Origin of the sequence: Nocardioides sp. P86 (assembly GCF_023712465.1) — a bacterium.
Lineage (GTDB): Bacteria > Actinomycetota > Actinomycetes > Propionibacteriales > Nocardioidaceae > Nocardioides > Nocardioides kribbensis.
Window position 1 is genome coordinate 421,475 of sequence record NZ_JAMAYE010000002.1, and the last position, 24,094, is coordinate 445,568.

Consider the following 24,094-nt stretch of genomic DNA (forward strand, 5'->3'; position numbering starts at 1 on the left):
GTCCTAGGCTGGGCGCATGCCCGTCGTGAAGATCAACGCCATCTCCGTGCCGCCGCAGGCCGGTGCCGAGCTCGAGAAGCGCTTCGGCGCCGCCGCCCACCGCATGGACGGCACGCCCGGCTTCCTCGGCTTCCAGCTGCTGCGCCCCGTCGCCGGGGAGTCGCGCTACTTCGTGGTCACCCACTGGGCCGACGACGAGGCCTTCGCCGCCTGGCGCGAGGGTCAGGCCGGCGCCGTGCACGGGGGCGAGGGCGGCGAGCGCCGCGACCCCGTCTCCTCGGGCGCCGACCTGCTGGAGTTCGAGGTCGTCCTCGACGTCGCCGCCTCCTCCTGACCCGTCGGTCGACCCGCTGGTCGGGCGGTCAGTTGACCTGGCGGTCGCGACCCTCCCAGTACGGCGCGCGCAGCTTGAACTTCTGCAGCTTGCCCGTCGCGGTGCGGGCCAGCTCGTCGCGGAACTCGATCGACGTCGGGGCCTTGTAGCCGGCCGCCTTCTCCTTGCACCACGCGATCAGCTCGGCCTCGGTGGCCTCGCCGCCGGGGCCGAGCACCACGAGCGCCTTGATCGTCTCGCCCCACTTCTCGCTGGGCACGCCGATGACGGCGACCTCGGAGACCGCGGGGTGGGAGAAGAGCACGTCCTCGACCTCGATCGAGGAGACGTTCTCGCCGCCGGTGATGATGACGTCCTTCTTGCGGTCGCTGATGGTGAGGTAGCCGTCCTCGCCGATGACACCGCCGTCACCGGTGTGGAACCAGTCGCCCGCCAGCGCCCGCGCCGACTCCTCGGGCTGCTCCCAGTAGCCCTCGAGCACGACGTTGGAGCGGGCCAGCACCTCCCCGGCCCCCTCCTCGGAGTCGTCGATGCGCAGGGTGACCCCGAGCGCGGGTGCGCCGGCGCGGGTCAGCAGACCGGCGCGCTCCTCCGCGCCGAGGTGGTCCCACTCGGCTCGCGAGCGGTTGACGGTGAGCAGGGGCGAGGTCTCGGTGAGGCCGTAGATCTGGATGAACTCCCAGCCCAGCTCCTCCTCGACCCGGGCGACGGTCTTCGTCGGCGGAGGGGCACCGGCCATGATGATGCGCACCTTGTCGCGCCCGGGGATCTCGCCCTCCCACTCCTGGGCGGCCTCCAGCACGGCGGCGGCCACGGCCGGGGCCGCGCACATCACCGTGACGCCATGCTCCTCGACGCGCCGCAGGATCTCCGCACCGTCGATCTTGCGGATCACGACCTGCGTGATGCCCAGGCCGGTGGTGGCGAAGGGCATGCCCCAGCCGTTGGCGTGGAACATCGGCAGCGTGTGGAGGTAGACGTCGCGGTCGCTGAGCGTGACGTGCATGGCGAACGTGACGGCGTTGGTCCAGATGTTGCGGTGCGTGATCTGCACGCCCTTGGGCCGCGCGGTCGTGCCCGAGGTGTAGTTGATGCAGGCCGTGGCGTTCTCGTCGTGCTCCCACGCCCGCGGCTCGGTGCCCTCGGGGGCGTAGAGGTCGTCGTCGTCGCCGAGCACGAAGCGGTGCTCCGCGGTCACCTCGCGCAGCGCCTCGTCGAGCTCGGGGTCGACGTAGAGCACCCGCGCCCCGGAGTGCTCGACGATGTACTTCACCTCGTCGGGGCGCAGCCGGAAGTTCACCGGCACCAGCACGCGACCCGACCCGGCGACGCCGAAGAACGACGTGAGCAGCCGCGAGCTGTTGTGGCTCACCACCGCGACCCGGTCGCCCACGCCGATGCCGAGCTCGTCGAGCCTCGCGGCCTGCCGGCGGGCCAGGGCGGCCATCTCGCCGTAGGTGAGGCGGCCCCCGTCACCCAGCGGGGTCGCAGGCTGCTGCGGCTCGTCGACGGCGCCGACGCGGTCGGCGTACACCCCCTCGGCACGCTCGATGAAGTCGGCAACGCTGAACGGGACGAACATCGGACCTCCTGGCTGGTCGCCCGGCGGCACGCCGGGCGGACGAGTCTCCTGGACCCTCCTGGACGGGGAGTGACGCGGGCCACTCTAGTGAGACCAGGTTGCCTCGCCGCTGGCCCGACGCGCCGAGCGCGACGAGCGGTCGCTCCCCCGCGCCCGGTGGTCGTGCCGGCAGCAAGGCGCCGGGGTGGTGGACGGGGGTGGTGGCCGGGGTGGTGAGGATGAGAACCCTCTCATCGCGGTCTCACGCCCGACCCACGATGAGGCAGGATCGTCCTCGTCATGAACATCGTGTGGAAGGTCGTCGTCGCCCTGGCGCTGCTGCTGCCCGTGGGCGGCTACGTCGCGGGCTCCCTGGCCGCCAACTCCAGTGACGGCCCGGCTCCCCGCGACCCGGTCGTGATCTCCCCGGCGGCCTCGCCCGACACCGACCCCGCCCGCGCCGCCGGCGACGACCGCGGCGGAGAGCGGTCCGACGACGAGCGCTCCGACGACCGGTCGGACGACCGCGACGACGACTCCGACGAGCGCGGGGACGACTCCGGTGGCGTCGACGTGGTCGCGCCACGACCCGGCGAGGTCGACGACGACAGCGGCCCCGGCAGCGGTGACGACGGGGACGACGACGGGGACGACGACACCGATGACGGCGGGGACGACGGGGACGACGGGGACGACGGGGACGACGACGGCGGGGATGACGACGACTGACGCGCCCCGCACCGCGACCGACGCCCGACCACGCCGGTCGGGCGTCTCGGTGCGGGTGCGCATCACCGCCACCGTGGCCCTGCTCGTCGCGCTCGCGCTGACGGGCGCCGGCTTCATCGTCTACGCCATCGAGAGCCAGCGCCTCGACCGGCAGTCGGCCGAGGAGGTCGACCAGGAGCTCGACGAGTTCGCCCGGCTCGTCGCCGACGGCCGCGACCCCGAGACCGGTGAGGCCTTCCCCGCGATCCGCCCGCTCATCGACCTCTTCATGGGCCGCAACGTCCCCGACGACGACGAGCTGCTGGTGGGCTGGATCGGCGACGGCCCCAAGGTGAGCTTCCCCGAGGACGACCTGGTCTACGACCCCGGCTTCCGCGCGGCCACCGCTCCCCTGGTCACCGGCGGCGGGTCGACCACCCTCGACACCGCGCAGGGCGAGGTGCTCATCGCCTCCCAGCCGATCACGCTGGCCGGCTCCGACGCGGTGGCCCCCGACGCCAGCGGGCCCTCGACCGGCGCCCTGGTCGTCGTGGTCTACCTCGACGAGGACCGCGCCGAGCTGCTCGACACCATGCGCACCTACGGCATCGTGGCGCTGCTGTCGCTGCTCGCGGTCATCGCCTTCGCCTTCTGGCAGTCGGGCCGGCTGCTGGCGCCGTTGCGCACCCTGCGGCTGACCGCCGAGGAGATCGGCGACACCGACCTGTCGCGGCGCGTGCCCGTGCGCGGCAACGACGACATCACCGCGCTCACCCTCACCGTCAACGGCATGCTCGACCGGCTCGAGGACTCCTTCGCCGGCCAGCGACGCTTCCTCGACGACGCCGGCCACGAGCTCAAGACGCCGCTCACCGTGCTCCGCGGCCACCTCGAGCTCCTCGACGTCGGCTCCCGCGAGGACGTCGAGGAGACCAAGGGCCTGCTGCTCGACGAGGTCGACCGCATGGCGCGCCTCGTCGGGGAGCTCATCCTGCTGGCCAAGAGCGACCGGCCCGACTTCGTCACCACCGGCCCGGTCCAGCTCGGCCGGCTCACCGAGGACCTGCTGTCCAAGGCCAGTGCCCTCGGTGAGCGTGCCTGGCGCCTCGACGCCGCGGCCGAGGTCGAGGTCGACCTCGACGAGCAGCGCGTCACCCAGGCGGTGCTCCAGCTGGCCGACAACGCGGTCAAGCACACCCGCCCGGGCGCGGAGGTCGCGCTGGGCTCGTCGTACGACGGGCGCGACGTGCGGCTGTGGGTGCGCGACACCGGGCCCGGCGTGCCCGCCGGCGACCGCGAGCTGGTCTTCACCCGCTTCGGGCGCAGCGCCGTGCCCGAGGGCGACGAGGGCTTCGGGCTGGGCCTGTCGATCGTGGCCGCCATCGCGGAGGGCCACGGCGGACGCGTCGAGCTCGACGACGCCGAGCCGCACGGCGCGCGCTTCACCCTCGTGCTGCCCTCGCGCTCCCACGGCGCACCCGACGTCACCGCCACCCGGACGCTGCCCGCCCTGCGGGCCGTGACCGGGCCCGACGGCACCACCCGCACCACCACCGTCACCAGCACCAGCACCAGCACCGACACCGACACGCGGCCCGTGAGGGCCCTCCAGGAGGACTCGTGGCCCGCATCCTGATCGTCGAGGACGAGGCGCGCATCGCGTCGTTCGTGGCGAAGGGTCTCAAGGCCGACGGCCACCAGGCGACCGTCGTGGGCGACGGCCCCGGCGGGCTCGACCACGCCCTGAGCGGCGACTACGAGCTCATGGTGCTCGACATCGGCCTGCCCGGCATGGACGGCTTCGAGGTGCTCGACCAGCTGCGCTCCCAGGGATCGCGGATGCCGGTCATCGTGCTCACCGCGCGCGACTCGGTGGGCGACACCGTGACCGCGCTGGAGAACGGCGCCGACGACTACATGCCCAAGCCCTTCCGCTTCGCCGAGCTCCAGGCGCGCATCCGGCTGCGCCTGCGCCAGGCCCCCGGCAACGAGGGCGGCGGGGGCCGCTCGGGCGACGTGGTCGAGGCCGGCGGGGTGGCGCTCGACGTGCGCACGCGCCGCGCCACCGTCGACGGACGCCAGGTCGACCTCTCGGCGCGCGAGTTCACCCTCGCCGAGATCTTCATGCTCAACGCCGGCCAGGTGCTCTCGCGCGAGCAGCTGCTCGACCACGTGTGGGGCTTCGACTTCGACCCCGGCTCCAACGTGGTCGACGTCTACGTCGGCTACCTGCGCAAGAAGTTCGGCGCCCCCACGATCGAGACCGTCCGGGGCATGGGCTACCGCTTCGTGCCCTGAGCCCGCCCGCCCCCACGACGAGAACCGCGGCGGGGGGCCCGGGGACAGGGGCCTCCCGCCGCGGCGCGGTGGAGGGGGGACTGGCGGAGGATCGTGCGGAGCGTGGTGCGGACGGGGCGGGTACGCCGCGTCTCAGCGCACCTTCCAGCCCGCGAGCCGGGCCCGCGGCTGGGCGGCGAGCACCGGCTCGAGGGCCTCGGCCACCTCGTGGGGCAGCGGACGGTCCTCGGGCCGCTTCTCGAGACCGGCGTAGACGATCTTGGCCACGTCGGCGGGCACGGCGTCGGGGAGCCGGTAGGGGTCCTGGGACACCTGCGGGTAGCGCACCCGCACGTCGTCGGAGGTCAGGTCGCCGTCGTCGAAGGCGCGGTAGCCCGCCACCGCCTCGAAGAGGGTCGCGGCCAACCCCCAGACGTCGCTGGCGTGTCCGGGGGTGCCGGTGCGGGGCGGGTCGGCCTGCTCGGGGGCGAGGTAGGCGTCGGTGCCGATGACGTGGTCGAGGGTCTCGGCCGCGGCCAGCGGGCGCGCCACCGAGAGGTCGATCAGGCGCGCGGGTGCGCCCATGATGATGTTGCTCGGCTTCACGTCGAGGTGGGTCCAGCCGAGGTGGCGCAGGTAGTGCAGCGCCGAGGCGACCTCGATGCCGAGCGGGAGGTACTGCTGCGGCTGGAGCGGGCCGTAGCGGCGTACGAGTGAGGACAGGCGGGGCCCGTCGAGGTGCTCGAGCACCAGGTGGGGCCGCTCCCCCTCCAGCTCGTGGCGCAGGCCGCGGACGACGGCGGGGTGGTTGACGACGGCCAGCGCCTCGATCTCACGGCGCAGGCCGCGGATGCTCGAGCGGTCCTCGACCTTGGCCGGCCGGACGATCTTCACCACCACCGGGGCGTAGGTGATCTCGTCGAAGGCCAGGTAGGCCTCGTAGGACGACCCGCCCCCGAGCAGCCGCATCGCGGTCAGCTCGCGGGTGATCGGGTCGCCCTCGCCCAGGCCCCAGGTGCTCGGCTTGCTCATCTCGTCCCCTCCGTCGTCCGCGTGCCCGGACCGTCAGCCGCGGGTGTCGTTGCGCGAGGCGTCGTTGGTCTGGTTGGCGGAGAAGTCGCGGGTGCGGTCGCCGCCGTCGCGCGTGAAGTCCTTGGTCTTGTCGCTGCGCGAGACGTCGCGGTCGCGGCTGGCCTTGGTGAAGTTGCTGTTGGTGCCGTCGTTGGTCGACTTGCTGGCGCCGGTGTTGGTGCCGCCGGTGTTGTCGCCGTTGGTGTCGTCGTCGCGGTTGCCCGTGTCGTCGTCATCGTCGTCGTCGACGCTCATCACGACGTCGGCGGTGTCCTCGTCACGCTTGGCGAAGGCGTCGTCGGCGTTGGCGATCGGGGCCTGGAACGCCAGCAGGCCGCCGGTGAGGGCGGAGGCCAGGGTGAGCGAGCCGATCGTGGCGATCTTCTTCATGGTGCTTCCTCTCGTGGGTCCGCCGGATGGTCCGGCGGGTGATGAGGAAGACTCTGACGGCCGGGGGTGAGGCCGCCATGAGGCTCGGATGAGGGCACTCTCATCCACGACGGGCCGCAGGGGTGAGGCGCACCCTGCAGCCGCGGGTCGGCGCCGGGTCAGCGCCGGGTCAGCGCCGCCAGACGGCCAGGCGTCGCGACGAGGTCGGCTCGGTCGGCGGGGAGTCGGTCTGGGCCCACACCCGCCGCCAGGTGGCCACCGCGGGGCCCGAGGGGTCGGGGGTCTCGCCGCGGGCGGCACGCCCCCGGGCCTCCCACCAGGTGGTGGTCTCCTCGTCGAGCAGCGCGGCCACGGCGTCGCGCACCCTCGGCGCGAAGTCGCGCACCGACTCGCCCTCGCGCGGTCGCAGCGGCTCGCCGAAGCGCACGGTCAGCTGGCGCCGTCCGCGACCGGGCCACCCCTGGCCGCGCGGCATCGCTGCGAAGGTGCCGCGGTGGGCCACCGGCACGACGGGCACGCCGTGCTCGTGGGCCAGCCAGGCCGCGCCCATCCGGAAGCCCGACATCCAGCCGTCGGTCGACCGGGTGCCCTCGGGGTAGATGACCAGGCTCCAGCCGTCGGCCAGCACCTCGCCGGGCGTCGCGGTGAGGGTGCCGCCGCGCCGGTCGATCGGGAAGGTGTTGAACAGCAGTGAGGAGCCCACGGCGCGCCACCAGGTGTCGAAGAAGTAGTCGGCCGCGGCGGCCACCGCCGTGCGCCGCCGCCACGCGTCGGGCAGCGAGAGCAGGATGAGCGGGGTGTCGAGGTGTGAGGCGTGGTTGGCCACGAAGATCACCGGGCCCTCGACCCGCTCGAGCACGTCGAGGCCCTCCACGCGGGTGCGCACCTGGCTGCGGAAGAGCGGCTCAAGCCCGCCGCGCTGCGCCACCTCGCGGGCGGCCACGGCCGAGGGCCGGCGCGACCAGTCGGAGGGGAACACCCGCGGGCGCGCCGCGGGCACGTAGGGCTCGGCCGAGCGCGGCACCTGCGCCCGCCTCCCCCAGCGCCAGCCGCGCGCCGTGCGGCGCACGTCGTCGACACCCTCGCTGACGAAATCCATCGCTGTCTCCCTCGCCTCGCTGCTCAGACCCGCACGTCGGCGACGAGGTGGGGCGGGTTGTGGAGGTAGGTGATCGACGGGCTCGAGCCCACCGAGCCCGACACCATCTCGAGGGCGTCGGCCAGCGTCGACGCGGCGCGGAAGCCCAGCCGCGCGGCGACCCGGCGGTCGCCACCGACCCACACGACGTCGCCGACGTGGTCCATCGCGTGCGCCGCCCAGTACCACATGTAGAACGGGTGGACGCCGTGGTAGGCGTGGGAGGTGCGGTAGAGGTGGCGGTACCAGTCGTCCTCGGCGAACTGCCGCTCGTACTTCTCCGAGAGCACCACGGGGTCGGTCGTCTCGGAGAGCACCTCCTCGTAGAAGTCGACGTAGGAGGGGTGGTGCAGCTGGTTGAAGCCCTCGTCGAGGGGGTGGTAGAGGATGACCGCCCCGCCGCGGCGGACCACCGGGTGGTTGCGGTAGGAGTTGAAGTAGTAGCCCAGCCCCATGCACGTGGCGAGCACGGGGTTCATCGAGCTGCCGACGTTGTAGGGGCCCAGGAACGGCACCCCGAGCACGAGCACGTCGGAGGCTCCGTCGACCTCCACCAGCTGCTGGCGGTGCACGCGCTCCAGGGTCTGCTCGTGGACCTCCTCGACCTCGCCGGCGGCGATGCCGGTCAGGCCGTACGGCGCACGCAGGTCGTGGAAGATCTTGTGCCGCAGCTTCGCGGGGGCGAGCGCCAGGCCGCGGCGGGCCGCGAGCATCGAGGCCTGGTCGCGCAGCGACCACTCCCACTCACGCTTCATGAGGAAGTCGAAGGGCGCCGGGAAGACCTGGTTGTCGAGCGTGGTCTCGATCTGGAAGACCGCCACGTGCTCCTTGATCACCCGCCCGATGCGCCACGCCGAGTGGTGCATCGCCGACTTCTTGTGGTCCATGAAGGAGCGCGAGTGCACCATCGTGCGCGGGTTGTGGTGGTGGCGCAGCGAGCGGTAGGAGGCCAGGCCGATGCCGACCGACTTGTGCCCTCCGTCCATGGCCACGAGGTTGACGTTGACGTAGACCAGCAGGTCGGACTCCGCGGCCCGCTTGCTGATCTCGATGTCCTCGCCCTCGTCGGTGGTGCCGAGGTGGGTGAGGTTGTCGCGGTCCTCGGCGTCGAAGTTGTAGAGCTTGCCCTGGGGATGGAAGGAGCGGAAGACGCGCTCACCGACGATGTGGCGCAGCTCCGCCGTCGTCATCCGGCGGTGCAGGGCGTTGGCGGCGATGATCTCGACGTCGTCGACGCCGGCCTCCGCGGCCAGGGTGAGCACCTGCTCGATCACCCGCTGGCGGATGTCGGGGGCGCGCATCGGGGGCAGCGGCAGCGAGACGTCGTCGAAGGCGATGGTCAGCCGCATGCCCGGGAAGAGGCGCTCGGGCAGCGGGTCGGAGCCCAGCGGGTGGAGCAGGGCGTCGGTGATCGCGGCCTCGACGTCGCGCACGGCCGGCAGCGACTCGGGCGGGTAGACCACGCGCGTGCCCTGCGGGAAGTCCTCGAGCCGGAAGCCGAGGCCCTCGTGCACGAGGAGCGGAGGCGTGCGGTCGTCGACCTCCAGGACGAATCCGGGACGGGGCACTAGTCGGTTCTCCTCGGGTCGAAGGCCACCTTGACCGTGCCGAGACGGCCGGCGGCGTGGGCGTGGTCGAGAGCTTCTCGCCAGCGGTGGAGCGGGTAGGTCGCGACCGACCCGGCGATGCGGGCGACGGCGTCGTGGGCGGCGAGGTCGGCGGCGAGGTCGAACGCCGCGCGGCCGGCCCGCGCACCGCCCTCGGCACCGTGCAGGGGCTCGCGGGCGGCCGAGGCGTAGGTGCCGACCAGCTCCAGCTCGCGGAACCACGCCGCCGACAGGTCGGCCGCGGCGGGCATGCCCGAGAGCACGACCCGCCCGCCGGCGCGGGTGGCCTGCAGCGCCGTCTCGAGCGAGCCGCGGGAGCCGACCGCGTCGATCGCCACGTCGACGCCGCCGAGCAGGTAGGGCGCGTGCAGCTGCGGGCTGACCTGGAAGGCCCCCGTCGTACGCCGCACCCGGCGCAGCACCTCGCGGGGCGCGACCACGTCGGTGGCTCCCAGCGCCAGGGCCAGCTCGCGCTGGTGGGGGTGCTTGGCCACGACCGTGACGTGCCCGGCGGGCGTGAGCTCGCGCAGGGCGAGCGTGGCGAAGAGCCCGACCGCGCCGGCGCCGCTGACCAGCACCCGGTCGCCCGAGGACACGCCGGCGCGCAGCGCCGTGTGGACCGCGCAGGCCAACGGCTCGAGGAGCAGTGCCTGGTGGTCGTCGAGACCCTCGGCCACGGGGTGCAGCTGGCTGCGGTGGGCCACCAGCTGCTGGCCCCAGCCGCCGCCGGTGTCGCGGCAGAAGCCGGTCTGCAGCCCGGGCGCGAGGTGGCCGACGGTGATGCGCGAGCAGCGGTTGGTCGCACCCACCCGGCAGGCCTCGCACGGCTCGACGCCCCGGGTGGCGCAGGCCAGGACCGGGTCGAGCACCACGCGCGTGCCGGCGGGCAGGTCCTCGCAGTCGTCGAGGAGCTCGGCGACGACCTCGTGGCCGGGCACGAAGGGCAGCGAGGACACCGCGGAGAAGTAGAGGCTCGTGCGCCCCGAGAGCGCGCCGAGGTCGGAGCCGCAGATGCCCGAGACGCGGGTGCGCAGCCGAGCCCAGCCGGGGCGGTCCACGCGCGGTGCCTCGCGGGTGACCAGTCGCAGCGGGGCGGCGAAGCCCGACAGCAGTCCGGGCACGCGACCGCCGACGGCACGGCCGGCCACGTGGCGCGGCAGCGAGCGGAACATCTCCAGCGCGAGCATCACCGGCGGCCTCCCGCGGGGTTGAGCGAGCGACCGGCCGCGGCGGGGCTGGCCCAGTCGACGATGCTCCAGCCCTGACGACGCGCCTGGCGGTAGAGCGGGACGTCGGGCCGCACGGCGACCGGGTTGCCGACGGCGGCCAGCAGCGGCAGGTCGGAGTGGGAGTCGGCGTAGGCGTAGGAGGCCGTCAGGTCGACGTCGTGCTCGGCGGCCCACGCCTGCATGAAGGCGGCGCGCGACTCCCCCACCAGCGGGGAGGACACGAGGTGGCCGGTGCAGCGGCCCCGGTCGTCGACCACGAGGTCGACGGCCTCGACGTGGTCGAAGAGCGGCGCGAGCGGGCGGGTGAGCGGACGCACGGCCCCGGTGATGAGGACCGTGCGGTGACCCGCTCGACGGTGCTCGCGGATCCGGCGCGCCGCCTCGGGCGAGAGCCGGGCCAGCACGTGGTCGGTGAGCAGCTCGTCGGCGACCCGGTCGAGGGCGGCGCGGTCGGCGCCCTCGTAGTCGCGGTAGACCGCGCGCAGGAAGTCCCCGCGCTGGCGTCGCTCGGCGCGCAGCAGCCCGGGCACCCGGCCCAGCACCCGGCCCAGCTCCCCGGCGCGCTCACCGGCCGAGAGCTCCTGCAGGCGCATCCACAGGTAGGTCTCGACCACGTTGGAGGACAGCAGCGTGCCGTCCATGTCGAAGAACGCCGCGACCCCCGGGGCGCCCGCGCCCTCCGCCGCCGGCACGGGGCGCAGCCCGCCGGCGCGCGCCGGGGTGGACCGGGCGCGCCGGGCACGGATCTCGTCGAGGCGTCGGATCGGCGCCGTCACCGCCGGGCAGTGGATCTGCTCGACGTAGACCCGCCAGTCGACGGCGGCGGTGTCGAAGGCGAACCGCTCCTGGTCGGCCGCCGACAGCGAGAGGCGCAGCGCGGTGGTGCGCTCGTCGGAGAAGCGCAGGTCGGCCTGGGCGTACTCCTGGTAGAGGTCGAGGTAGCGCCGCAGGAACTCCAGGCGCTGCTTCTGCTGCTCCAGCCGGCGGGCCAGGTCGCGGGTGCGGTCGCTGCGCGGGGCGCGGCCCACGACCGACTCCGCGACGCGGTGGGCGCGCTCGCTGGTGGTCAGCAGCCGCTCGACCGCCGAGGCCCCGGGGAAGCGCCAGTCGGGCAGCGGGCTCGCGCCCCGCGACCCCGCCTGGAAGGGGTGGGCGTCGAAGTAGGCACGCACGTGCTCGTAGAGCCGGCGGAAGGTGAGCGGGTTGCGGTGGCCCGAGGAGACGTGGAACCAGGCCGGCTCGCCCGCGACCGGCGGGTGCGCCAGCACCGCGACCAGGGTCGCGACCACGTGGTCGACCGGCACGATGTCGACGATGGTGTCGGCCGCGGCGGGGAACTCCGGGAGCTCTCCTCGCCCGTAGGCGAGGATCAGCGGCTCGGCCATCTTGAAGCCCTCGATCCAGCCCGGGTGGGGGCTGGCGAGCGCCGACTCGATGATGCTGGGGCGCACCACCGACACCGGGTGGGTGCGGGCGTGCTGCTCCACGACACGCTCGCCGAGGGCCTTGGTGAAGGTGTAGCAGTCGGTCCAGCCCAGGCTGCGGGCCCGCTCGCTGCCCACGCGGACCAGCTCGTCCTTGACCCACTGCCGTCGCGCGGCCTCGCTGGCCGCGGCCGCCGTGAGCAGCCCCGCGCGCCCGTGCTCGCGCTCGGCGCGCCGCCGCTGGGCCTCGAGCCGGTCGGCGTCGCGCGAGCGCCGCTCGAGCTCTCCGCGCTGGGCCAGCCCCCACGCCAGCTCGGCCTCGAGGTCGACGTCGTGGGCCACCGGTCCCTCGGGCACCGTGCCGCTGCGCCGCCCGGAGACGTAGGCGGTGGAGACGTGGACGTAGTGCACGGCACGGCCGTCGCCGCGCTCCTCGGCCTCGCGCAGCCGGGCGAGCAGGTCGCGCGTGCCGACGACGTTGGTGGTGAAGGCCGCGTCGACCGGCGGGTCGAAGGACACGTCGCCCGCGCAGTGGACGACCGCGTCGAGGTCGTCGGGCAGCGCGGGCACGTCGGAGAGGTCGCCGGCCACGACGCCGACGCGCGCGGCCAGCAGGGGCTCCACCCCGCCGGCGACCTCCACCGCCGGGGCGAAGACCGGCTTGCCCAGCAGCGTCGCGACCCTCGCGGCCGCGGACGTCGAGCCCTTGGGGCGCACGAGCACGCTGACCCGGACGTCGGGCACCTCGACCAGCAGCAGCCGCAGCAGGGCCTCGCCGACGAAGCCGGTGACCCCCGTCAGCAGGACGTGACGGCCGGCGAGGCGCTCGGCGACGCCCGGCCCGGATCCGGTTGCTGCCACGCTGCGTCCTCCGTCGCCGCTCGCCGTGCTGGTCTGTGGTGGGTGCGGGGCCGATTGTGCCCCGTCCCACCGACACCCGTCGGCCGGGGTCCACACCGTGGGGGCACGCGACGACGGCCGCCCCGGGTGGACCGGGACGGCCGTCGTACGTCGTGCTCGCGCCCGCACGGGCGCCGTGGTCGCGCAGGAGCGCTCAGGCTCCGGGCCACTCCGCGGTGGCGACGGACCCCCCGGGGACCTCGACGGTCAGGACGATGTCGGTCGTGTCCTTCACGTAGAGGCCGTAGGAGCCCCCGACGAGGTCGGGGTAGACCAGCGAGGGCACCGAGCCCCCGCCGGGCACCGGACGGGCGACGACCGCGACGTGCGGGTGCCTCCCGTGGCCGTGGCCGTGGCCGTGGCCGTGGCCGTGGCCGTGGTCGTGCGGGTGGTCGGCCGGCTCGTCGAAGTCGGCGCCGACCGGCTTGATCTCCACCTCCACGTCGAGCATCGACGCCGGCATGGTGACCACCAGGGCCCCGACGTCACCCCCGATGTCGAGCAGGACCGAGCCCTGCCCGGCGTGCGGGTTCTCGACCGACGCGGGGGTGGTCACGAGGCCTGCGTGGTGCCGGGCTCGGTCTGGTAGCCGCCGCCGGGCAGGCCCAGGAACGGGAACCGGTCGAGCAGCGGCGCGTTGGTGTTGCTGGTGCCGTCGGTGAGGGCACCGGCGGCCGCGTCGGGCTCGTAGGACGGGTCGACCAGCGGGATCGTGGCACCGGCCACGGCCCGCAGCTCGATGGCCACCACGTCGTCGCCGAGGCGGCGGCCGTTGGGGAAGCCCGCGGCGTCGCCGGCCACGAGGCCGATCGGGTTCTCGTCGGCCGGAGCCGTCGGGGGCACCGCCACGTTGAGGCGCAGCATGTCGGCCTTGACCGGCCCGGTGTAGTTCTGGAAGCCGGGCACGACACCCTCGGGGATGCCGGTCAGCAGGATCGCGTCGAGGTCGGCGCGCGGCTTGTCGTAGGCCGCCAGGTTCGGGAAGACCCCCGGGTAGAGCGCCGGGAGCAGACCCTGCAGCTCGGGCTTGGCGACGTACTTGGCGAAGCGCTTGTCGGCGGTGACCGGGCTGGCGTTCCAGTTGTCCTTCTCGGCCATCGGGACGATGACCTCGTTGAACAGCGGGTTGCCCAGGCGCGAGACCTGCTGCCACGGGCCCATGCCGGTGTACTTGCCCTGGTTGGCGTTCCACATCCGCGACTTGCGGCGGCTGGCGGTGGCCCACACGCCGATGACGGACTTGGGGTCCATCACGTCGTCGGGCTTGGAGCCGTCACGGGTCAGCTCGGTGATGTTCACCTGCAGCGCGATGGTGTGCACGTTGTAGGACTGCACCGAGTTGACGCCGTTCATCTCCGGCATGGAGATGACGTGCGCCTCGTTGAAGGGGCGCAGGGCACCGAGGTCGAAGATGCTGCCCAGGTCGACGTGGAAGGCGTCGGCGCGCTGGCCCGCGAAGACCTTGCGGCCGTTGCCGAGGCGGTGGGTGGCCTGGTCGGCCAGGTCGCCGTAGTTGGGCGTGCTGCGCGGGCCCACGTTGACCGGGGGCACGGGCAGGTTGCGCCCGATGACCTGCTTGCGGCCGCCCTGCACCTTCATCACGGTGTAGAACTGCGGGCGGTTCCAGGCCTCGTCGGAGATGTTGGTGATCTGGCCGGTGTTGTAGAGGAACGTCTTGGGGTTGCGCACCTGGGTCCGGAAGCGGAACTGGTAGGTGATGTCGGGCTCCGACGTGCCCTTGTTCGAGACGTGGATCTCGTACTGCACGTCATCGGCGAACTCGTAGAAGTTCGGGCCACCGTTGGGCTGCTGCAGCGGGATGAAGTTCGCGATCAGGATGACCTTGTTCGGGTTCTCCGGGCTCACGAACGCGTAGGTGTCGGTGCCGTCGGCCGCGGGGTCCTTGGCGATCTCCGGTGCTTCGCGGTGCGACGACATCAGTTGCCTCCTGCTGCGTTGAGGATGCGGGTCACGAGGTCGCGGTCGCGCACCTCGATCTCGCGCTCGCCGACGAGGATCGTCAGGCGGTCGGAGCGGTGGTTCTCGACGTAGGCCACGACGGCCTCCTTCGCGGTGCCCGGACGCGGGCGGGCGGCAGCGGCGCTGCCGCCGGTCGCCAGGGTCACGCCGCCGGCCACGGCGGTCGCCGCGGTGCCGGCTCCGGCCGCGGCGATGAACTTCCTTCTGCTGGTGTCGCTCATGCGAAAGCCCCTCCATAGGGATCCAGTCGCCTCGTGTGAGGCAGGCCACTACGTGTTCGGAGCCCTGGCCGTGGCGGATGGGCCCGGATCGGACCCGGTTTCCGACTGGTCTGGTCCGGAGGGCGTCGACCGCCCTGCGACGGTCTCGTCTAGTCTGTGCCCGCCTCGGTGCGACCGGGGCGCGGGGGCGTATAGCTCAGCGGTAGAGCAGCTCGCTTACAACGAGCAGGTCGGGGGTTCGATCCCCTCTGCGCCCACCAGCCCGGCCCGGTCAGCCGCCGAAGACCGCGCGACCCCGCGTGGCCGACGTGCCGAGGTCGCTGACGGGCAGGGCCTCCCCCGCGGCGACGGCCGCGGCCCAGTCGCCCGTCGTGGCCACGGCCGCGAGGTTGGAGTGCAGCAGCACCATCACGGTGGCGTGCAGCTGCTCGGCCGAGACCTCGCCGGCCTCGTTGGCCAGGTGGATGGCGCCCGTGGCGTCGGAGAGGACCTCGGCCGTGAGGCCGAGCTCCTCGGCGCCGACGGCGGTGGCGAGGTCGCAGTTGTTGGTCATGTAGCCGACGATCGTCACGGTGTCGACGTCGCGCTCGGCCAGCCAGCCGGCCACGTCGGTGCCGGCGAAGACGCTCGCCTTGTCCTTGGTGGCGCGCAGCCACGACGGGTCGAGCCGGCGCTCGACCTCCGGGTGCAGCGACCAGCTCCGACTGCCCACGGCGAAGACCGGCGCGCCCTCGGGCAGCTCGTGCTGCACCACGACGACCGGCAGGTCGGCCTCCGCGGCCGTGTCGAGGGCCGCGAGCACCTGGGCGAGGGTGCGGTCGCGGTCGGGGGCCTGGATCGCGAGCACTCCCTCGAAGTACTCCTGCTGGACGTCGACGACGACGAGGGCGCGGCGCGGGTGGGTCATGGTCTCTCCTCGGTGCAGCGGGGGTGGACCCCCAGCCTCCCCCACCGCGCCACGGCGGGACCGCTCAGGCCAGGGCCTGCAGCTGGCGCACGTGCTCGTCGAGGTCGCGGCCCTCGGGGTTGGCGTTGTGCACCGCCCACCGCACCAGGCCCTCCTTGTCGACGACGTAGGAGGAGCGGCGGGGGCAGCCCTTGCGCTCGTCGAAGACGTCGTAGGCCCGCGTGACCTCGCCGTGGGGCCAGAAGTCGGAGAGCAGGGGGAAGTTCAGCCCGTCGGCGTCGGCGAAGGCTCGCAGGGCGAAGGTCGGATCGCAGGAGATCGCGAGGACCTCGCTGTCGAAGGTCATGAACTCCGCGAGCCGGTCGCGCACCCCGGCCATCTCGCCGGTGCACACCCCGGAGAAGGCGAAGGGGTAGAAGAGGATGGCCACCGCCTTGGTGCCGCGGTAGGACGACAGCGTGACGTCCTGGCCGAACTGGTCGCGCAGCGTGAAGTCGGGCGCCGGGCCCCCGAGCCGCAGACCCGGGGCCCCACCCGCCGACGGGGACGCCGACACCGCGGTCGCGCTCATGCGTCCCGCTTCGCCAGGTCGCGCTTGAGGACCTTGCCGGTGGAGTTGCGCGGCAGCTCGTCGAGCAGCACGATCTCGCGCGGCACCTTGTAGCGGGCCAGGTTCTGCTTCACCCAGCCCTTCAGGTCGTCCTCGCTGACCGAGGAGTCGTCGACCACCACGAAGGCCTTGAGCCGCTTGCCGAAGTCGTCGTCGTCGACCCCGACGGCCGCCGCCTCGACCACGTGCTCGTGGCGGGCCAGGCAGTCCTCGACCTCCTTGGGGAAGACGTTCTCGCCGCCGGAGACGATCATCTCGTCGTCACGGCCCTCGACGTAGAGCCGGCCGTCCTCGCCGAAGCGCCCCACGTCGCCGGTCGACATCAGCCCGTCGACGACCTCCTTGTGACCGCCGCCGGTGTAGCCCTCGAAGAGCAGCCCGTTGCCCACGAAGATCCGCCCGGCCTCGCCGGCGGGCAGCTCGCGGCCCTGCTCGTCGAGGATCTTCACGACCGTGGCGTACGGCGGGTGGCCGGCCGACGACGGGGCCGCGCGCAGGTCGCGCGGGCCGGCGATGGAGGCGTAGGCGACCTCCGTGGAGCCGTAGGTGCTGTAGAGGTTGTCGCCGAAGCGGTCCATCCACGTCACCGCCAGGTCGCCGGGCAGCGCCGAGCCCGACGAGGCGACGACCTCGAGGCGGGTCAGGTCGTGGCGCTCGAGCACCTCCTCGGGCAGGGCGAGGATGCGCTGCAGCATGACCGGGATGACCACGAAGGAGTCGCACTCCTCGGCCGCGAGCAGCTCGAGGCTGGCCTCGGGGTCGAAGCGGCGGGTGAGCACGAGGGTGGAGCCGAGCAGCATGGCCAGGGCCATGTGGGCGAAGCCCCACGTGTGGAAGAGGGGCGCGGCGACGTGGGTGCGCCAGCCCTGCTTCAGCGGGATGCCCGAGAGCAGCGCGACCGCGGCGTCGACGCCGGCCTCGCTGCGCGGAGCGCCCTTGGGCGTGCCGGTGGTGCCGGAGGTCAGGATGATCGTGCGGCCGTGGCGCTCGGGGGCCGAGAGGTCGCCGTCGTCGTGGGCCGCGACGAGGGACTCCACGGTCGGCTGCCCGGGCTCGGAGCCCTGCTCGGTCCAGGCCAGCACGGTGTGGGCGACGTCGGCCGCCGCGACCATCTCGGCGAACTCCTCGTCGTGGACCAGCACGGTGGGCCGGTCGCGCTCCAGGACCTCCACGAGCTGCGGTCCGGCGAAGGCGGTGTTGAGGTAGATCGCGTCACCGCCGAGCTTGGCGACGGCGATGCTGGCGTCGAGGAAGTAGCGGTGGTTGCGGCACATGATCGCGACGCCGTCGCCCTCGCCCACGCCCAGGTCGGCCAGCGCTCGCGCGAGGGCGTTGGAGCGACGGTGCAGCTGCTCCCACGTCAGGGAGCCGATCTCGTCGACCAGCCCGGTCGCGTGGGGGTCGCGGATCGCCAGCGAGGCGAAGCCCCCCGCGGGCCCCGGGCCCCACTGCGTGAGCGTCCTGGCCAGCCGGGCCAGCACCACAGGCGAGTAGGGCTTGATGACCCCGGCACGACCGAGGACCTTCACCGACATGCCGGCCGAGGAGACACCGGTCATGATCTTCTGGAGCACGGGGCGTTCCTGTCTGGCCGTCCACAGGCGACCTGGGCATCCGGCCGCGGGAGCCGGTCGGGGCGGTGCCGCCCCGGTGAGCGGACCGTACGACGCGTCGCGCGCCGCCGGTTCACCCACCAGGACGACTCGGTCGTGCGGGAAGCCGGGGGTGGCCGGCGGCCCGCTCAGGCGGGGGTCTTCGGCGCGACCAGGCGCGTCGCGGCCCAGTCCTTGCTCACCGCGGCGGTCGTGGTCTGGGCCAGGCCCGCGATGGGCGCGGCCTCGGCGATGTCGGCGGCGTCGACCGAGCCCGGTCGTCCGACCTTCGGCGTGAGCAGCCAGATGGAGCCGCCGCCGACCAGGTCGGTGAGGGAGTCGACGAGCCCGTCGACGAGGTCGCCGTCGTCGGCGCGCCACCACAGCACGACGGCGTCGACCACGTTGCCGTGGTCGCCGTCGACCATGTCGGCGTCGATGGTGTCCTCGATGGAGACCCGGAGGTCGTCGTCGGTGTCGTTGTCCCAGCCGAGCTCCTGGATGACCATGCCCGCGCTGAAGCCGAGCCGTGCCGCCGGAGTGTCGGCAGTGGTGCCGTCGTCGGTCGTGGTCCCGGTCGTGGGGCCTGTCTGGGTGGACCCGCCACCCGCGGTCGAGCTCACTGAGTCCTCCAGTCTGTGGGCTCCGGGGCCGTCGGTCCGGCCACGGATGAGGAGTAGTCCAGCGGAGTGCGGGCCCGCGCGCAAGCCAGTGACCAGGGTGAGGACGCCGGCGGTCCGGTCAACGGACGTCCCGTGACGCTCAGCGAACCCTTTTCCGGCGTACTCGCGGGTAGATTTCGCCGGTCGGGACGGCGTGCCACGATGAGCGAGTGACCGATGACTCATCCACCCCGTCCGGCACCTCCTCGACCGGTCCCGCCACCGCGGGCACCGCACGTGCGGGCTCGGCCCGCGCCGTGATCCACGAGGGCCTGCCCACCCAGCTGCCCGACATCGATCCGGACGAGACCCACGACTGGATCGACTCCTTCGACTCCATGGTCGACGAGCGCGGTCGCGAGCGCGCGCGCTACGTCATGCTCCGGCTGCTGGAGCGCGCCCGGGAGATGAACGTCGGCGTGCCCGCCCTGCGCAGCACCGACTACATCAACACCATCCCGCCGGAGCGCGAGCCCTGGTTCCCCGGCGACGAGGAGGCCGAGCGGCGCATCCGCGCCTTCATCCGGTGGAACGCCGCGGTGATGGTCTCCAGCGCCAACCGCAAGGGCCTGGAGGTCGGCGGCCACATCGCCACCTACCAGTCCTCGGCGAGCCTCTACGAGGTCGGCTTCAACCACTTCTTCCAGGGCAAGGACGCCCCCGGCGGCGGCGACCAGATCTACATCCAGGGCCACGCCTCCCCCGGCATCTACTCACGTGCCTACCTCGAGGGCCGGCTCAGCGAGCAGCAGCTCTACCGCTTCCGCCAGGAGGTGCAGCACGGCACGGGCCAGGGCCTGCCCTCCTACCCGCACCCGCGCCTCATGCCGGACTTCTGGGAGTTCCCGACGGTCTCGATGGGTCTGACCGGCATCAACTCGATCTACCAGGCGCGCTTCAACCGCTACCTGCAGAACCGCGGCATCAAGGACACCGACAACCAGCACGTGTGGGCCTTCCTCGGCGACGGCGAGATGGCCGAGCCCGAGTCGCTGGGCGCGATCCGCGTCGCGGCCCGCGAGGAGCTCGACAACCTCACCTGGGTCATCAACTGCAACCTCCAGCAGCTCGACGGCCCGGTCACCGGCAACGGCAAGATCATCCAGGAGCTCGAGGCCAACTTCCGCGGCGCCGGCTGGAACGTCATCAAGGTCGTCTGGGGCCGCGAGTGGGACCAGCTGCTGGCCCGCGACGTCGACGGTGTGCTGGTCAACAAGATGAACGCCACCCCCGACGGCGACTTCCAGACCTACTCGGTCGAGGACGGCGGCTACGTCCGCGAGAGCTTCTTCGGCGGCGACCCGCGCCTGCGGGCCATGGTCGAGCACATGAGCGACCAGCAGATCCAGAAGCTGCCGCGCGGCGGCCACGACTACCGCAAGGTCTACGCCGCGTTCGACGCCGCCAAGAAGCACGTGGGCCAGCCCACCGTGATCCTGGCCAAGACCATCAAGGGCTGGACGATCGACGCCCTCGAGGGCAAGAACGCCACGCACCAGATGAAGAAGCTGACCCCCGAGGACCTCAAGAAGTTCCGCGACCGGCTCTACCTGCCGATCTCCGACCGCGACCTCGAGCGGTCCTACGAGGAGACCGGCGCCGCGCCGTTCTTCCACCCCGGCGAGAAGTCCCCCGAGATCGACTACATGATGGAGCGCCGTCGCCAGCTCGGCGGCTCGGTGCCGCGCCGTGTGCTGCGGGCCAAGCCCCTGACGCTGCCGGCCGACAAGGTCTACGCCGACCTCAAGAAGGGCTCGGGCAAGAACTCGGTGGCCTCGACCATGGCCGTCGTCCGCCTGCTCAAGGACTGGATGAAGGACCCCGAGATCGGCAAGCGCCTCGTGCCGATCGCCCCCGACGAGTACCGCACCTTCGGCATGGACGCGATGTTCCCCAGCGCCAAGGTCTACAACCCGGGCGGCCAGCGCTACGAGTCGGTCGACCGCAAGTTGTTGCTCTCCTACAAGGAGTCGACGCAGGGCCAGATGCTCCACGAGGGCATCTCGGAGGCCGGCGCCATGGCCTCGGCCACCGCAGCGGGCTCGGCCTACTCCACGCACGGCGAGCACATGATCCCGTTCTACATCTTCTACTCGATGTTCGGCTTCCAGCGCACCGGCGACTCGATCTGGGCCATGGCCGACCAGCTCGCCCGGGGCTTCCTCATCGGCGCCACGGCCGGTCGCACCACGCTGACCGGCGAGGGCTTGCAGCACGCCGACGGCCACTCGCCGCTGCTCGCCACCACCAACCCGGCGATCAAGCACTACGACCCGGCGTTCGCCTACGAGATCAGCCACATCATGCAGACCGGGCTGGAGCAGATGTACGGCTCCACCGAGGAGCACCCCGACGGCGAGAACGTCATCTACTACCTCACCGTCTACAACGAGCCGGTCCCGCAGCCGGCCGAGCCCGAGGACGTCGACGTCGAGGGCATCCTCAAGGGCATCCACAAGGTGTCCACCGGCGAGGGCGACGGACCCCGCGTGCAGCTGCTCGCCTCCGGCGTCGGCTTCCCGTGGGCCCAGGAGGCCGCGCGGATCCTGCGCGAGGACTGGGGGGTCGTGGCCGACACGTGGTCGGTCACGTCGTGGAACGAGCTGGCCCGCGACGCCGTCGCCTCCGAGCAGTGGAACCTCATGCACCCCGGCGAGCCGCAGCGCACGGCGTACGTCGCCGACAAGCTGGCCGGGTCGCAGGGCCCGTTCCTGGCCGTCTCGGACTTCATGGCCGCGGTGCCGCTGCAGATCGCGCGCTGGGTGCCCGGCGACTACTGCGTGCTCGGTGCCGACGGGTTCGGCTTCGCCGACACCCGGCCCGCCGCGCGCCGCTTCTTCAACATCGACGCCGAGTCGGTGGTGGTGCGCACGCTGCAGGCCCTGGCCGACGCGGGCGAGATCGACCCGGCACAGGTCGAGAAGGCCTTCGCGCAGTACCGCATCGACGACCCGACCGCGGTCGCCGGACGCAAGCAGGAGGGCGGCGACGCCTGAGCGTCACCGCACCAGCACGGCACGCGAGGGGCGTGCGGGCCTCGGCCCGCACGCCCCTCGCGGCGTCGGCACCGCTCCGGGCCCGGCACGCGCCACCGCGCCCGGCGCGGCCTCAGGCCGTGGCGACCGCGTGCACCGGGCTGACCGGTGCGGCGGGGCCGTTGGCGAGCAGCCGTCGCCACCGCGCCCGGCTGTAGACCGCGGGCCGGGTCGTGCGCACGAAGTCGTCGAGGATCGCGGCGAACCGCTCGGGGTGGTCCTTGTGGGGGAAGTGCCCCGCCCCCGCGATCACCTCCACGCTGGCCTTGGGCGCCAGCGACGCGGCGTTGTCGGCGTGGCTGACCGGGATCACCCGGTCGTGGCTGCCCCAGACCACGCTCATCGGCATGGCCTCGGTGAGGTAGGCCCGGTCGGCCATCGTGACGAGCTGGCCGCGCCAGTCGACGACCGCGCGCACGACCTGGCGGATCGCGGCCCGGGCGCGGGGATCCTTGAAGGAGTCGTAGATGTCGGCGACCTCGGCGAGGTCGCTCGTGCCGGGCAGCGGCGCCGCGGCCAGGGTGCGCATGCCGGCGACGCCCACGTGGCGCACGCCGGGCAGCGTGAGCACGCCCATCAGCTGGTGGAAGCCGGGCGTCGTGATCGCGCGGATCGCCGGCGAGACCTCGGGCCCGAGCCCCCCGGAGGCGACCAGCATCATCCGCTCGGTGCGCTCGGGGAACTGGTAGGCGAACTGCATCGCCACGCCGCCGCCGAAGCTGTGGCCGACCACCGTCACCTTGTCGATGCCCAGCACCGTGAGCAGGTCGCGCATGCCGTTGGCGTAGCCACCCACGGAGTAGTCGGCGCGCGGCTTGTCGGATGCGCCGTGACCCAGCAGGTCGGGCGCCAGCACGGTGTAGCGCTCGGCCAGGGTGTCGATGACCGGCGACCACGTGGTGTGGTCGCAGCCCAGACCGTGCAGCAGCAGGACCACCGGCCCGGTGCCGACCTTGACGAAGGCGCGGCGGTGGCCGTGGATGGTGAGGTGCTGGACCTCGTGGTGCGGTGCCGTCACGCGGGACCTCCCGGGGCTGCGACGTTGTGCGGGATTCAACCAGACGCCCCGCGGCCCACGCAGCACAACCGCCCGGCCCGCCGCTGATTTCACCTGCGCGGGGGCACTAGCCTCGGGGCGTGCCCCCTGCCGCCGCGGACCCCTCGGAGCAGCGGCGCCGCGCCGCGGCGCGCCTGCTGCGCGCCACCGGCGCCCTCAGCACCGCCGCCACGGCGCGCATGGACGCCTCCGTCCCGTGGTTCCGCGAGCTCAGCGCCGAGGACCGCTCCTGGGTCGGCCTCATCGTGCAGGCGGGCGTGCGCGGGTTCGTGGAGTGGTACGGCGCCGACGGCGGGACCCCCGGGTCCGGGCCGGCGCTGGCCGGGTCGATCTTCGAGGCCGCGCCCCGCACCCTGGCCGGCGTCATCACCCTGGGCCAGACCGTCGACCTGGTGCGGCTCTCGATCGAGGTCGTCGAGAGCAACGTCGACAGCGTGCTGGAGCCCGAGGAGGCGGTCGACGTGCACGCCGCCCTGCTGCGCTACGCCCGCGAGATCGCCTTCGCGACCGCCGAGGTCTACGCGCGCGCCGCCGAGGTCCGCGGCGCCTGGGACGCCCGCCTCGAGGCGCTGGTCGTCGACTCGGTGCTGCGCGCCGAGGCCGACGAGACCGTGCTGTCCCGCGCCAGCGCCCTCGGGTGGACCGCGCGCGGCCGGGTCGTGGTCGTGCTCGGGTCGGCGCCGGCGCGACGCACCGAGACCGACCTCTTCGACGAGGCGCGCCGACGGGCCCGGGCCGCGGGCACCGACGCCCTGTGCGCCGTGCAGGGCGAGCGGCTCGTCGTCATCCTGGGCGGCGTCGAGGACCCCCGCGCCGCCGCGGACGTGGTCGTCGGACTCTTCGGCGAGGGACCGGTCGTGGTCGGGCCCGTCGCCGGGAGCCTCGCGGAGGCCCACGTCTCGGCCCGGGCCGCGGTCTCGGCGCTGCGCGCCGCCAGCGGCTGGCCCGAGGCGCCGCGCCCCGTGCTGGCCAACGAGCTGCTGCCCGAGCGGGTGCTGGTGGGCGACGGCCACGCCCGGCGCCACCTGGTGGAGGACGTCTACCTCCGCCTGGTCGGGGCTCGCGGCACGCTGGTGGAGACGCTCGCGGCCTACCTCGCCGCCGGCGGCTCCATCGAGGGCGCCGCGCGGGCGCTCTTCGTCCACGCCAACACCGTGCGCTACCGGCTGCGGCAGGTCGCCGACCTCACGGGCTATGCGCCCGGCGAGCCGCGCGACGCCTTCACCCTCGAGATGGCGCTGGTGCTCGGGCGGCAGTCGGGTCGGCGGACCCCGGCACGACCGGCGTCGGACACCACGACACATCTGTAAACCGGATTTGTCGGGTTCCTACAACTTCGAGCCGCGCACTTGGTGCGCGCCGCAGGTGGGTCCCGGCCCCGGGCCCCGGCA

At 73.3% G+C, this 24,094-nt stretch carries 21 protein-coding genes and 1 tRNA gene; 7 read left to right on the top strand and 15 right to left on the bottom strand.

The annotated features are described in order from the left end of the window. The first annotated feature begins 16 nt into the window (after positions 1 to 16). Positions 17 to 334 (top strand): antibiotic biosynthesis monooxygenase, encoded by a 318-nt coding sequence (locus M3673_RS09530; RefSeq protein ID WP_193660985.1) that lies wholly within the window; start codon positions 17 to 19, stop codon positions 332 to 334. A gap of 28 nt (positions 335 to 362) precedes the next feature. Here the strand turns inward: M3673_RS09530 and M3673_RS09535 are convergent, their stop codons facing one another. After that, positions 363 to 1,916 carry an AMP-binding protein gene (locus M3673_RS09535; protein WP_251533219.1) on the bottom strand — a complete coding sequence of 518 codons (1,554 nt, stop codon included), beginning with the start codon at positions 1,914 to 1,916 and terminating at the stop codon, positions 363 to 365. A gap of 279 nt (positions 1,917 to 2,195) precedes the next feature. Between M3673_RS09535 and M3673_RS09540 the strand changes: the two genes are divergently transcribed. From M3673_RS09540 to M3673_RS09550, 3 genes are read left to right on the top strand one after another with little or no spacing between them, the layout of a single operon-like run. Beyond that, the gene (locus M3673_RS09540; protein ID WP_193660987.1) at positions 2,196 to 2,624 is read left to right on the top strand and encodes a hypothetical protein; all 429 of its coding nucleotides are present in this window, start codon (positions 2,196 to 2,198) and stop codon (positions 2,622 to 2,624) included. Further along, on the top strand, positions 2,611 to 4,239 hold the full coding sequence (locus M3673_RS09545; RefSeq protein WP_193660988.1) for a cell wall metabolism sensor histidine kinase WalK: 1,629 nt from the start codon (positions 2,611 to 2,613) through the stop codon (positions 4,237 to 4,239). Before M3673_RS09540 ends, M3673_RS09545 begins: the two co-directional genes overlap by 14 nt. After that, entirely contained in the window at positions 4,224 to 4,901 is a 678-nt protein-coding gene (locus M3673_RS09550; RefSeq protein WP_056864264.1) for a response regulator transcription factor, read from the top strand. The genes M3673_RS09545 and M3673_RS09550 overlap by 16 nt, the downstream gene beginning before the upstream one ends. 132 nt (positions 4,902 to 5,033) lie before the next feature. On the opposite strand, the gene M3673_RS09555 is transcribed toward M3673_RS09550, so the two are convergent. From M3673_RS09555 to M3673_RS09595, 9 genes are all read right to left on the bottom strand, one after another. Continuing rightward, positions 5,034 to 5,912, bottom strand: a complete 879-nt coding sequence (locus M3673_RS09555; RefSeq protein WP_193660989.1) for a serine/threonine-protein kinase — start codon at positions 5,910 to 5,912, stop codon at positions 5,034 to 5,036. 33 nt (positions 5,913 to 5,945) lie between these two features. Then, on the bottom strand, positions 5,946 to 6,341 hold the full coding sequence (locus tag M3673_RS09560) for a hypothetical protein (RefSeq protein WP_193660990.1): 396 nt from the start codon (positions 6,339 to 6,341) through the stop codon (positions 5,946 to 5,948). Positions 6,342 to 6,510: 169 nt separating this feature from the next. Next, positions 6,511 to 7,440 (bottom strand): lysophospholipid acyltransferase family protein, encoded by a 930-nt coding sequence (locus tag M3673_RS09565; RefSeq protein ID WP_251533221.1) that lies wholly within the window; start codon positions 7,438 to 7,440, stop codon positions 6,511 to 6,513. Positions 7,441 to 7,463: 23 nt separating this feature from the next. Beyond that, positions 7,464 to 9,047: a lactate racemase domain-containing protein gene (locus M3673_RS09570; RefSeq protein WP_251533222.1), complete on the bottom strand. Its 1,584-nt coding sequence runs from the start codon at positions 9,045 to 9,047 to the stop codon at positions 7,464 to 7,466. Next, positions 9,047 to 10,273, bottom strand: coding sequence for a zinc-binding dehydrogenase (locus M3673_RS09575; protein ID WP_193661546.1), 1,227 nt, complete (start codon positions 10,271 to 10,273; stop codon positions 9,047 to 9,049). The genes M3673_RS09570 and M3673_RS09575 overlap by 1 nt, the downstream gene beginning before the upstream one ends. Further along, complete coding sequence (locus M3673_RS09580; RefSeq protein ID WP_251533224.1) at positions 10,273 to 12,600, bottom strand: HAD-IB family hydrolase; 2,328 nt, start codon at positions 12,598 to 12,600, stop codon at positions 10,273 to 10,275. The genes M3673_RS09575 and M3673_RS09580 overlap by 1 nt, the downstream gene beginning before the upstream one ends. Before the next feature lie 193 nt (positions 12,601 to 12,793). Then, positions 12,794 to 13,195, bottom strand: a complete 402-nt coding sequence (locus M3673_RS09585) for a hypothetical protein (protein ID WP_251533225.1) — start codon at positions 13,193 to 13,195, stop codon at positions 12,794 to 12,796. After that, positions 13,192 to 14,577 carry a DUF4331 domain-containing protein gene (locus M3673_RS09590; protein WP_193660995.1) on the bottom strand — a complete coding sequence of 462 codons (1,386 nt, stop codon included), beginning with the start codon at positions 14,575 to 14,577 and terminating at the stop codon, positions 13,192 to 13,194. Before M3673_RS09590 ends, M3673_RS09585 begins: the two co-directional genes overlap by 4 nt. Then, positions 14,577 to 14,840, bottom strand: coding sequence for a hypothetical protein (locus M3673_RS09595; protein WP_056864256.1), 264 nt, complete (start codon positions 14,838 to 14,840; stop codon positions 14,577 to 14,579). The genes M3673_RS09590 and M3673_RS09595 overlap by 1 nt, the downstream gene beginning before the upstream one ends. A gap of 185 nt (positions 14,841 to 15,025) precedes the next feature. On the opposite strand from M3673_RS09595, the gene M3673_RS09600 reads away from it, so the two are divergent. Further along, positions 15,026 to 15,100: transfer RNA gene (locus M3673_RS09600), tRNA-Val, on the top strand. An 11-nt stretch (positions 15,101 to 15,111) separates the two neighbouring features. Here the strand turns inward: M3673_RS09600 and M3673_RS09605 are convergent. The 4 genes from M3673_RS09605 to M3673_RS09620 all read right to left on the bottom strand — a co-directional run bounded on the left by M3673_RS09605 (position 15,112) and on the right by M3673_RS09620 (position 18,572). Continuing rightward, positions 15,112 to 15,747, bottom strand: coding sequence for an isochorismatase family protein (locus M3673_RS09605; RefSeq protein ID WP_193660996.1), 636 nt, complete (start codon positions 15,745 to 15,747; stop codon positions 15,112 to 15,114). 64 nt (positions 15,748 to 15,811) lie between these two features. Beyond that, complete coding sequence (locus tag M3673_RS09610) at positions 15,812 to 16,318, bottom strand: peroxiredoxin (RefSeq protein ID WP_251533227.1); 507 nt, start codon at positions 16,316 to 16,318, stop codon at positions 15,812 to 15,814. After that, complete coding sequence (locus tag M3673_RS09615) at positions 16,315 to 17,931, bottom strand: AMP-binding protein (RefSeq protein WP_251533234.1); 1,617 nt, start codon at positions 17,929 to 17,931, stop codon at positions 16,315 to 16,317. Before M3673_RS09615 ends, M3673_RS09610 begins: the two co-directional genes overlap by 4 nt. A gap of 167 nt (positions 17,932 to 18,098) precedes the next feature. Next, complete coding sequence (locus M3673_RS09620; protein WP_082500250.1) at positions 18,099 to 18,572, bottom strand: DUF3052 domain-containing protein; 474 nt, start codon at positions 18,570 to 18,572, stop codon at positions 18,099 to 18,101. 209 nt (positions 18,573 to 18,781) lie between these two features. Between M3673_RS09620 and aceE the strand changes: the two genes are divergently transcribed. Continuing rightward, positions 18,782 to 21,607 (top strand): pyruvate dehydrogenase (acetyl-transferring), homodimeric type, encoded by a 2,826-nt coding sequence (aceE, locus tag M3673_RS09625; RefSeq protein ID WP_193660998.1) that lies wholly within the window; start codon positions 18,782 to 18,784, stop codon positions 21,605 to 21,607. Between the two features lie 112 nt (positions 21,608 to 21,719). Here aceE and M3673_RS09630 read toward each other — a convergent pair whose 3' ends face one another. Next, complete coding sequence (locus M3673_RS09630) at positions 21,720 to 22,664, bottom strand: alpha/beta fold hydrolase (RefSeq protein ID WP_251533236.1); 945 nt, start codon at positions 22,662 to 22,664, stop codon at positions 21,720 to 21,722. A gap of 119 nt (positions 22,665 to 22,783) precedes the next feature. Between M3673_RS09630 and M3673_RS09635 the strand changes: the two genes are divergently transcribed. After that, positions 22,784 to 24,013, top strand: coding sequence for a CdaR family transcriptional regulator (locus tag M3673_RS09635; RefSeq protein WP_056864251.1), 1,230 nt, complete (start codon positions 22,784 to 22,786; stop codon positions 24,011 to 24,013). Positions 24,014 to 24,094: the final 81 nt, after the last annotated feature.

Bases quoted from the DNA above. Each gene is read 5' to 3' on its own strand.
- M3673_RS09530 (WP_193660985.1), top strand. From the start codon at position 17: ATGCCCGTCGTGAAGATCAACGCCATCTCCGTGCCGCCGCAGGCCGGT.
- M3673_RS09535 (WP_251533219.1), bottom strand. From the start codon at position 1,916: ATGTTCGTCCCGTTCAGCGTTGCCGACTTCATCGAGCGTGCCGAGGGG.
- M3673_RS09540 (WP_193660987.1), top strand. From the start codon at position 2,196: ATGAACATCGTGTGGAAGGTCGTCGTCGCCCTGGCGCTGCTGCTGCCC.
- M3673_RS09545 (WP_193660988.1), top strand. From the start codon at position 2,611: ATGACGACGACTGACGCGCCCCGCACCGCGACCGACGCCCGACCACGC.
- M3673_RS09555 (WP_193660989.1), bottom strand. From the start codon at position 5,912: ATGAGCAAGCCGAGCACCTGGGGCCTGGGCGAGGGCGACCCGATCACC.
- M3673_RS09560 (WP_193660990.1), bottom strand. From the start codon at position 6,341: ATGAAGAAGATCGCCACGATCGGCTCGCTCACCCTGGCCTCCGCCCTC.
- M3673_RS09565 (WP_251533221.1), bottom strand. From the start codon at position 7,440: ATGGATTTCGTCAGCGAGGGTGTCGACGACGTGCGCCGCACGGCGCGC.
- M3673_RS09575 (WP_193661546.1), bottom strand. From the start codon at position 10,273: ATGCTCGCGCTGGAGATGTTCCGCTCGCTGCCGCGCCACGTGGCCGGC.
- M3673_RS09590 (WP_193660995.1), bottom strand. From the start codon at position 14,577: ATGTCGTCGCACCGCGAAGCACCGGAGATCGCCAAGGACCCCGCGGCC.
- M3673_RS09595 (WP_056864256.1), bottom strand. From the start codon at position 14,840: ATGAGCGACACCAGCAGAAGGAAGTTCATCGCCGCGGCCGGAGCCGGC.
- M3673_RS09605 (WP_193660996.1), bottom strand. From the start codon at position 15,747: ATGACCCACCCGCGCCGCGCCCTCGTCGTCGTCGACGTCCAGCAGGAG.
- M3673_RS09610 (WP_251533227.1), bottom strand. From the start codon at position 16,318: ATGAGCGCGACCGCGGTGTCGGCGTCCCCGTCGGCGGGTGGGGCCCCG.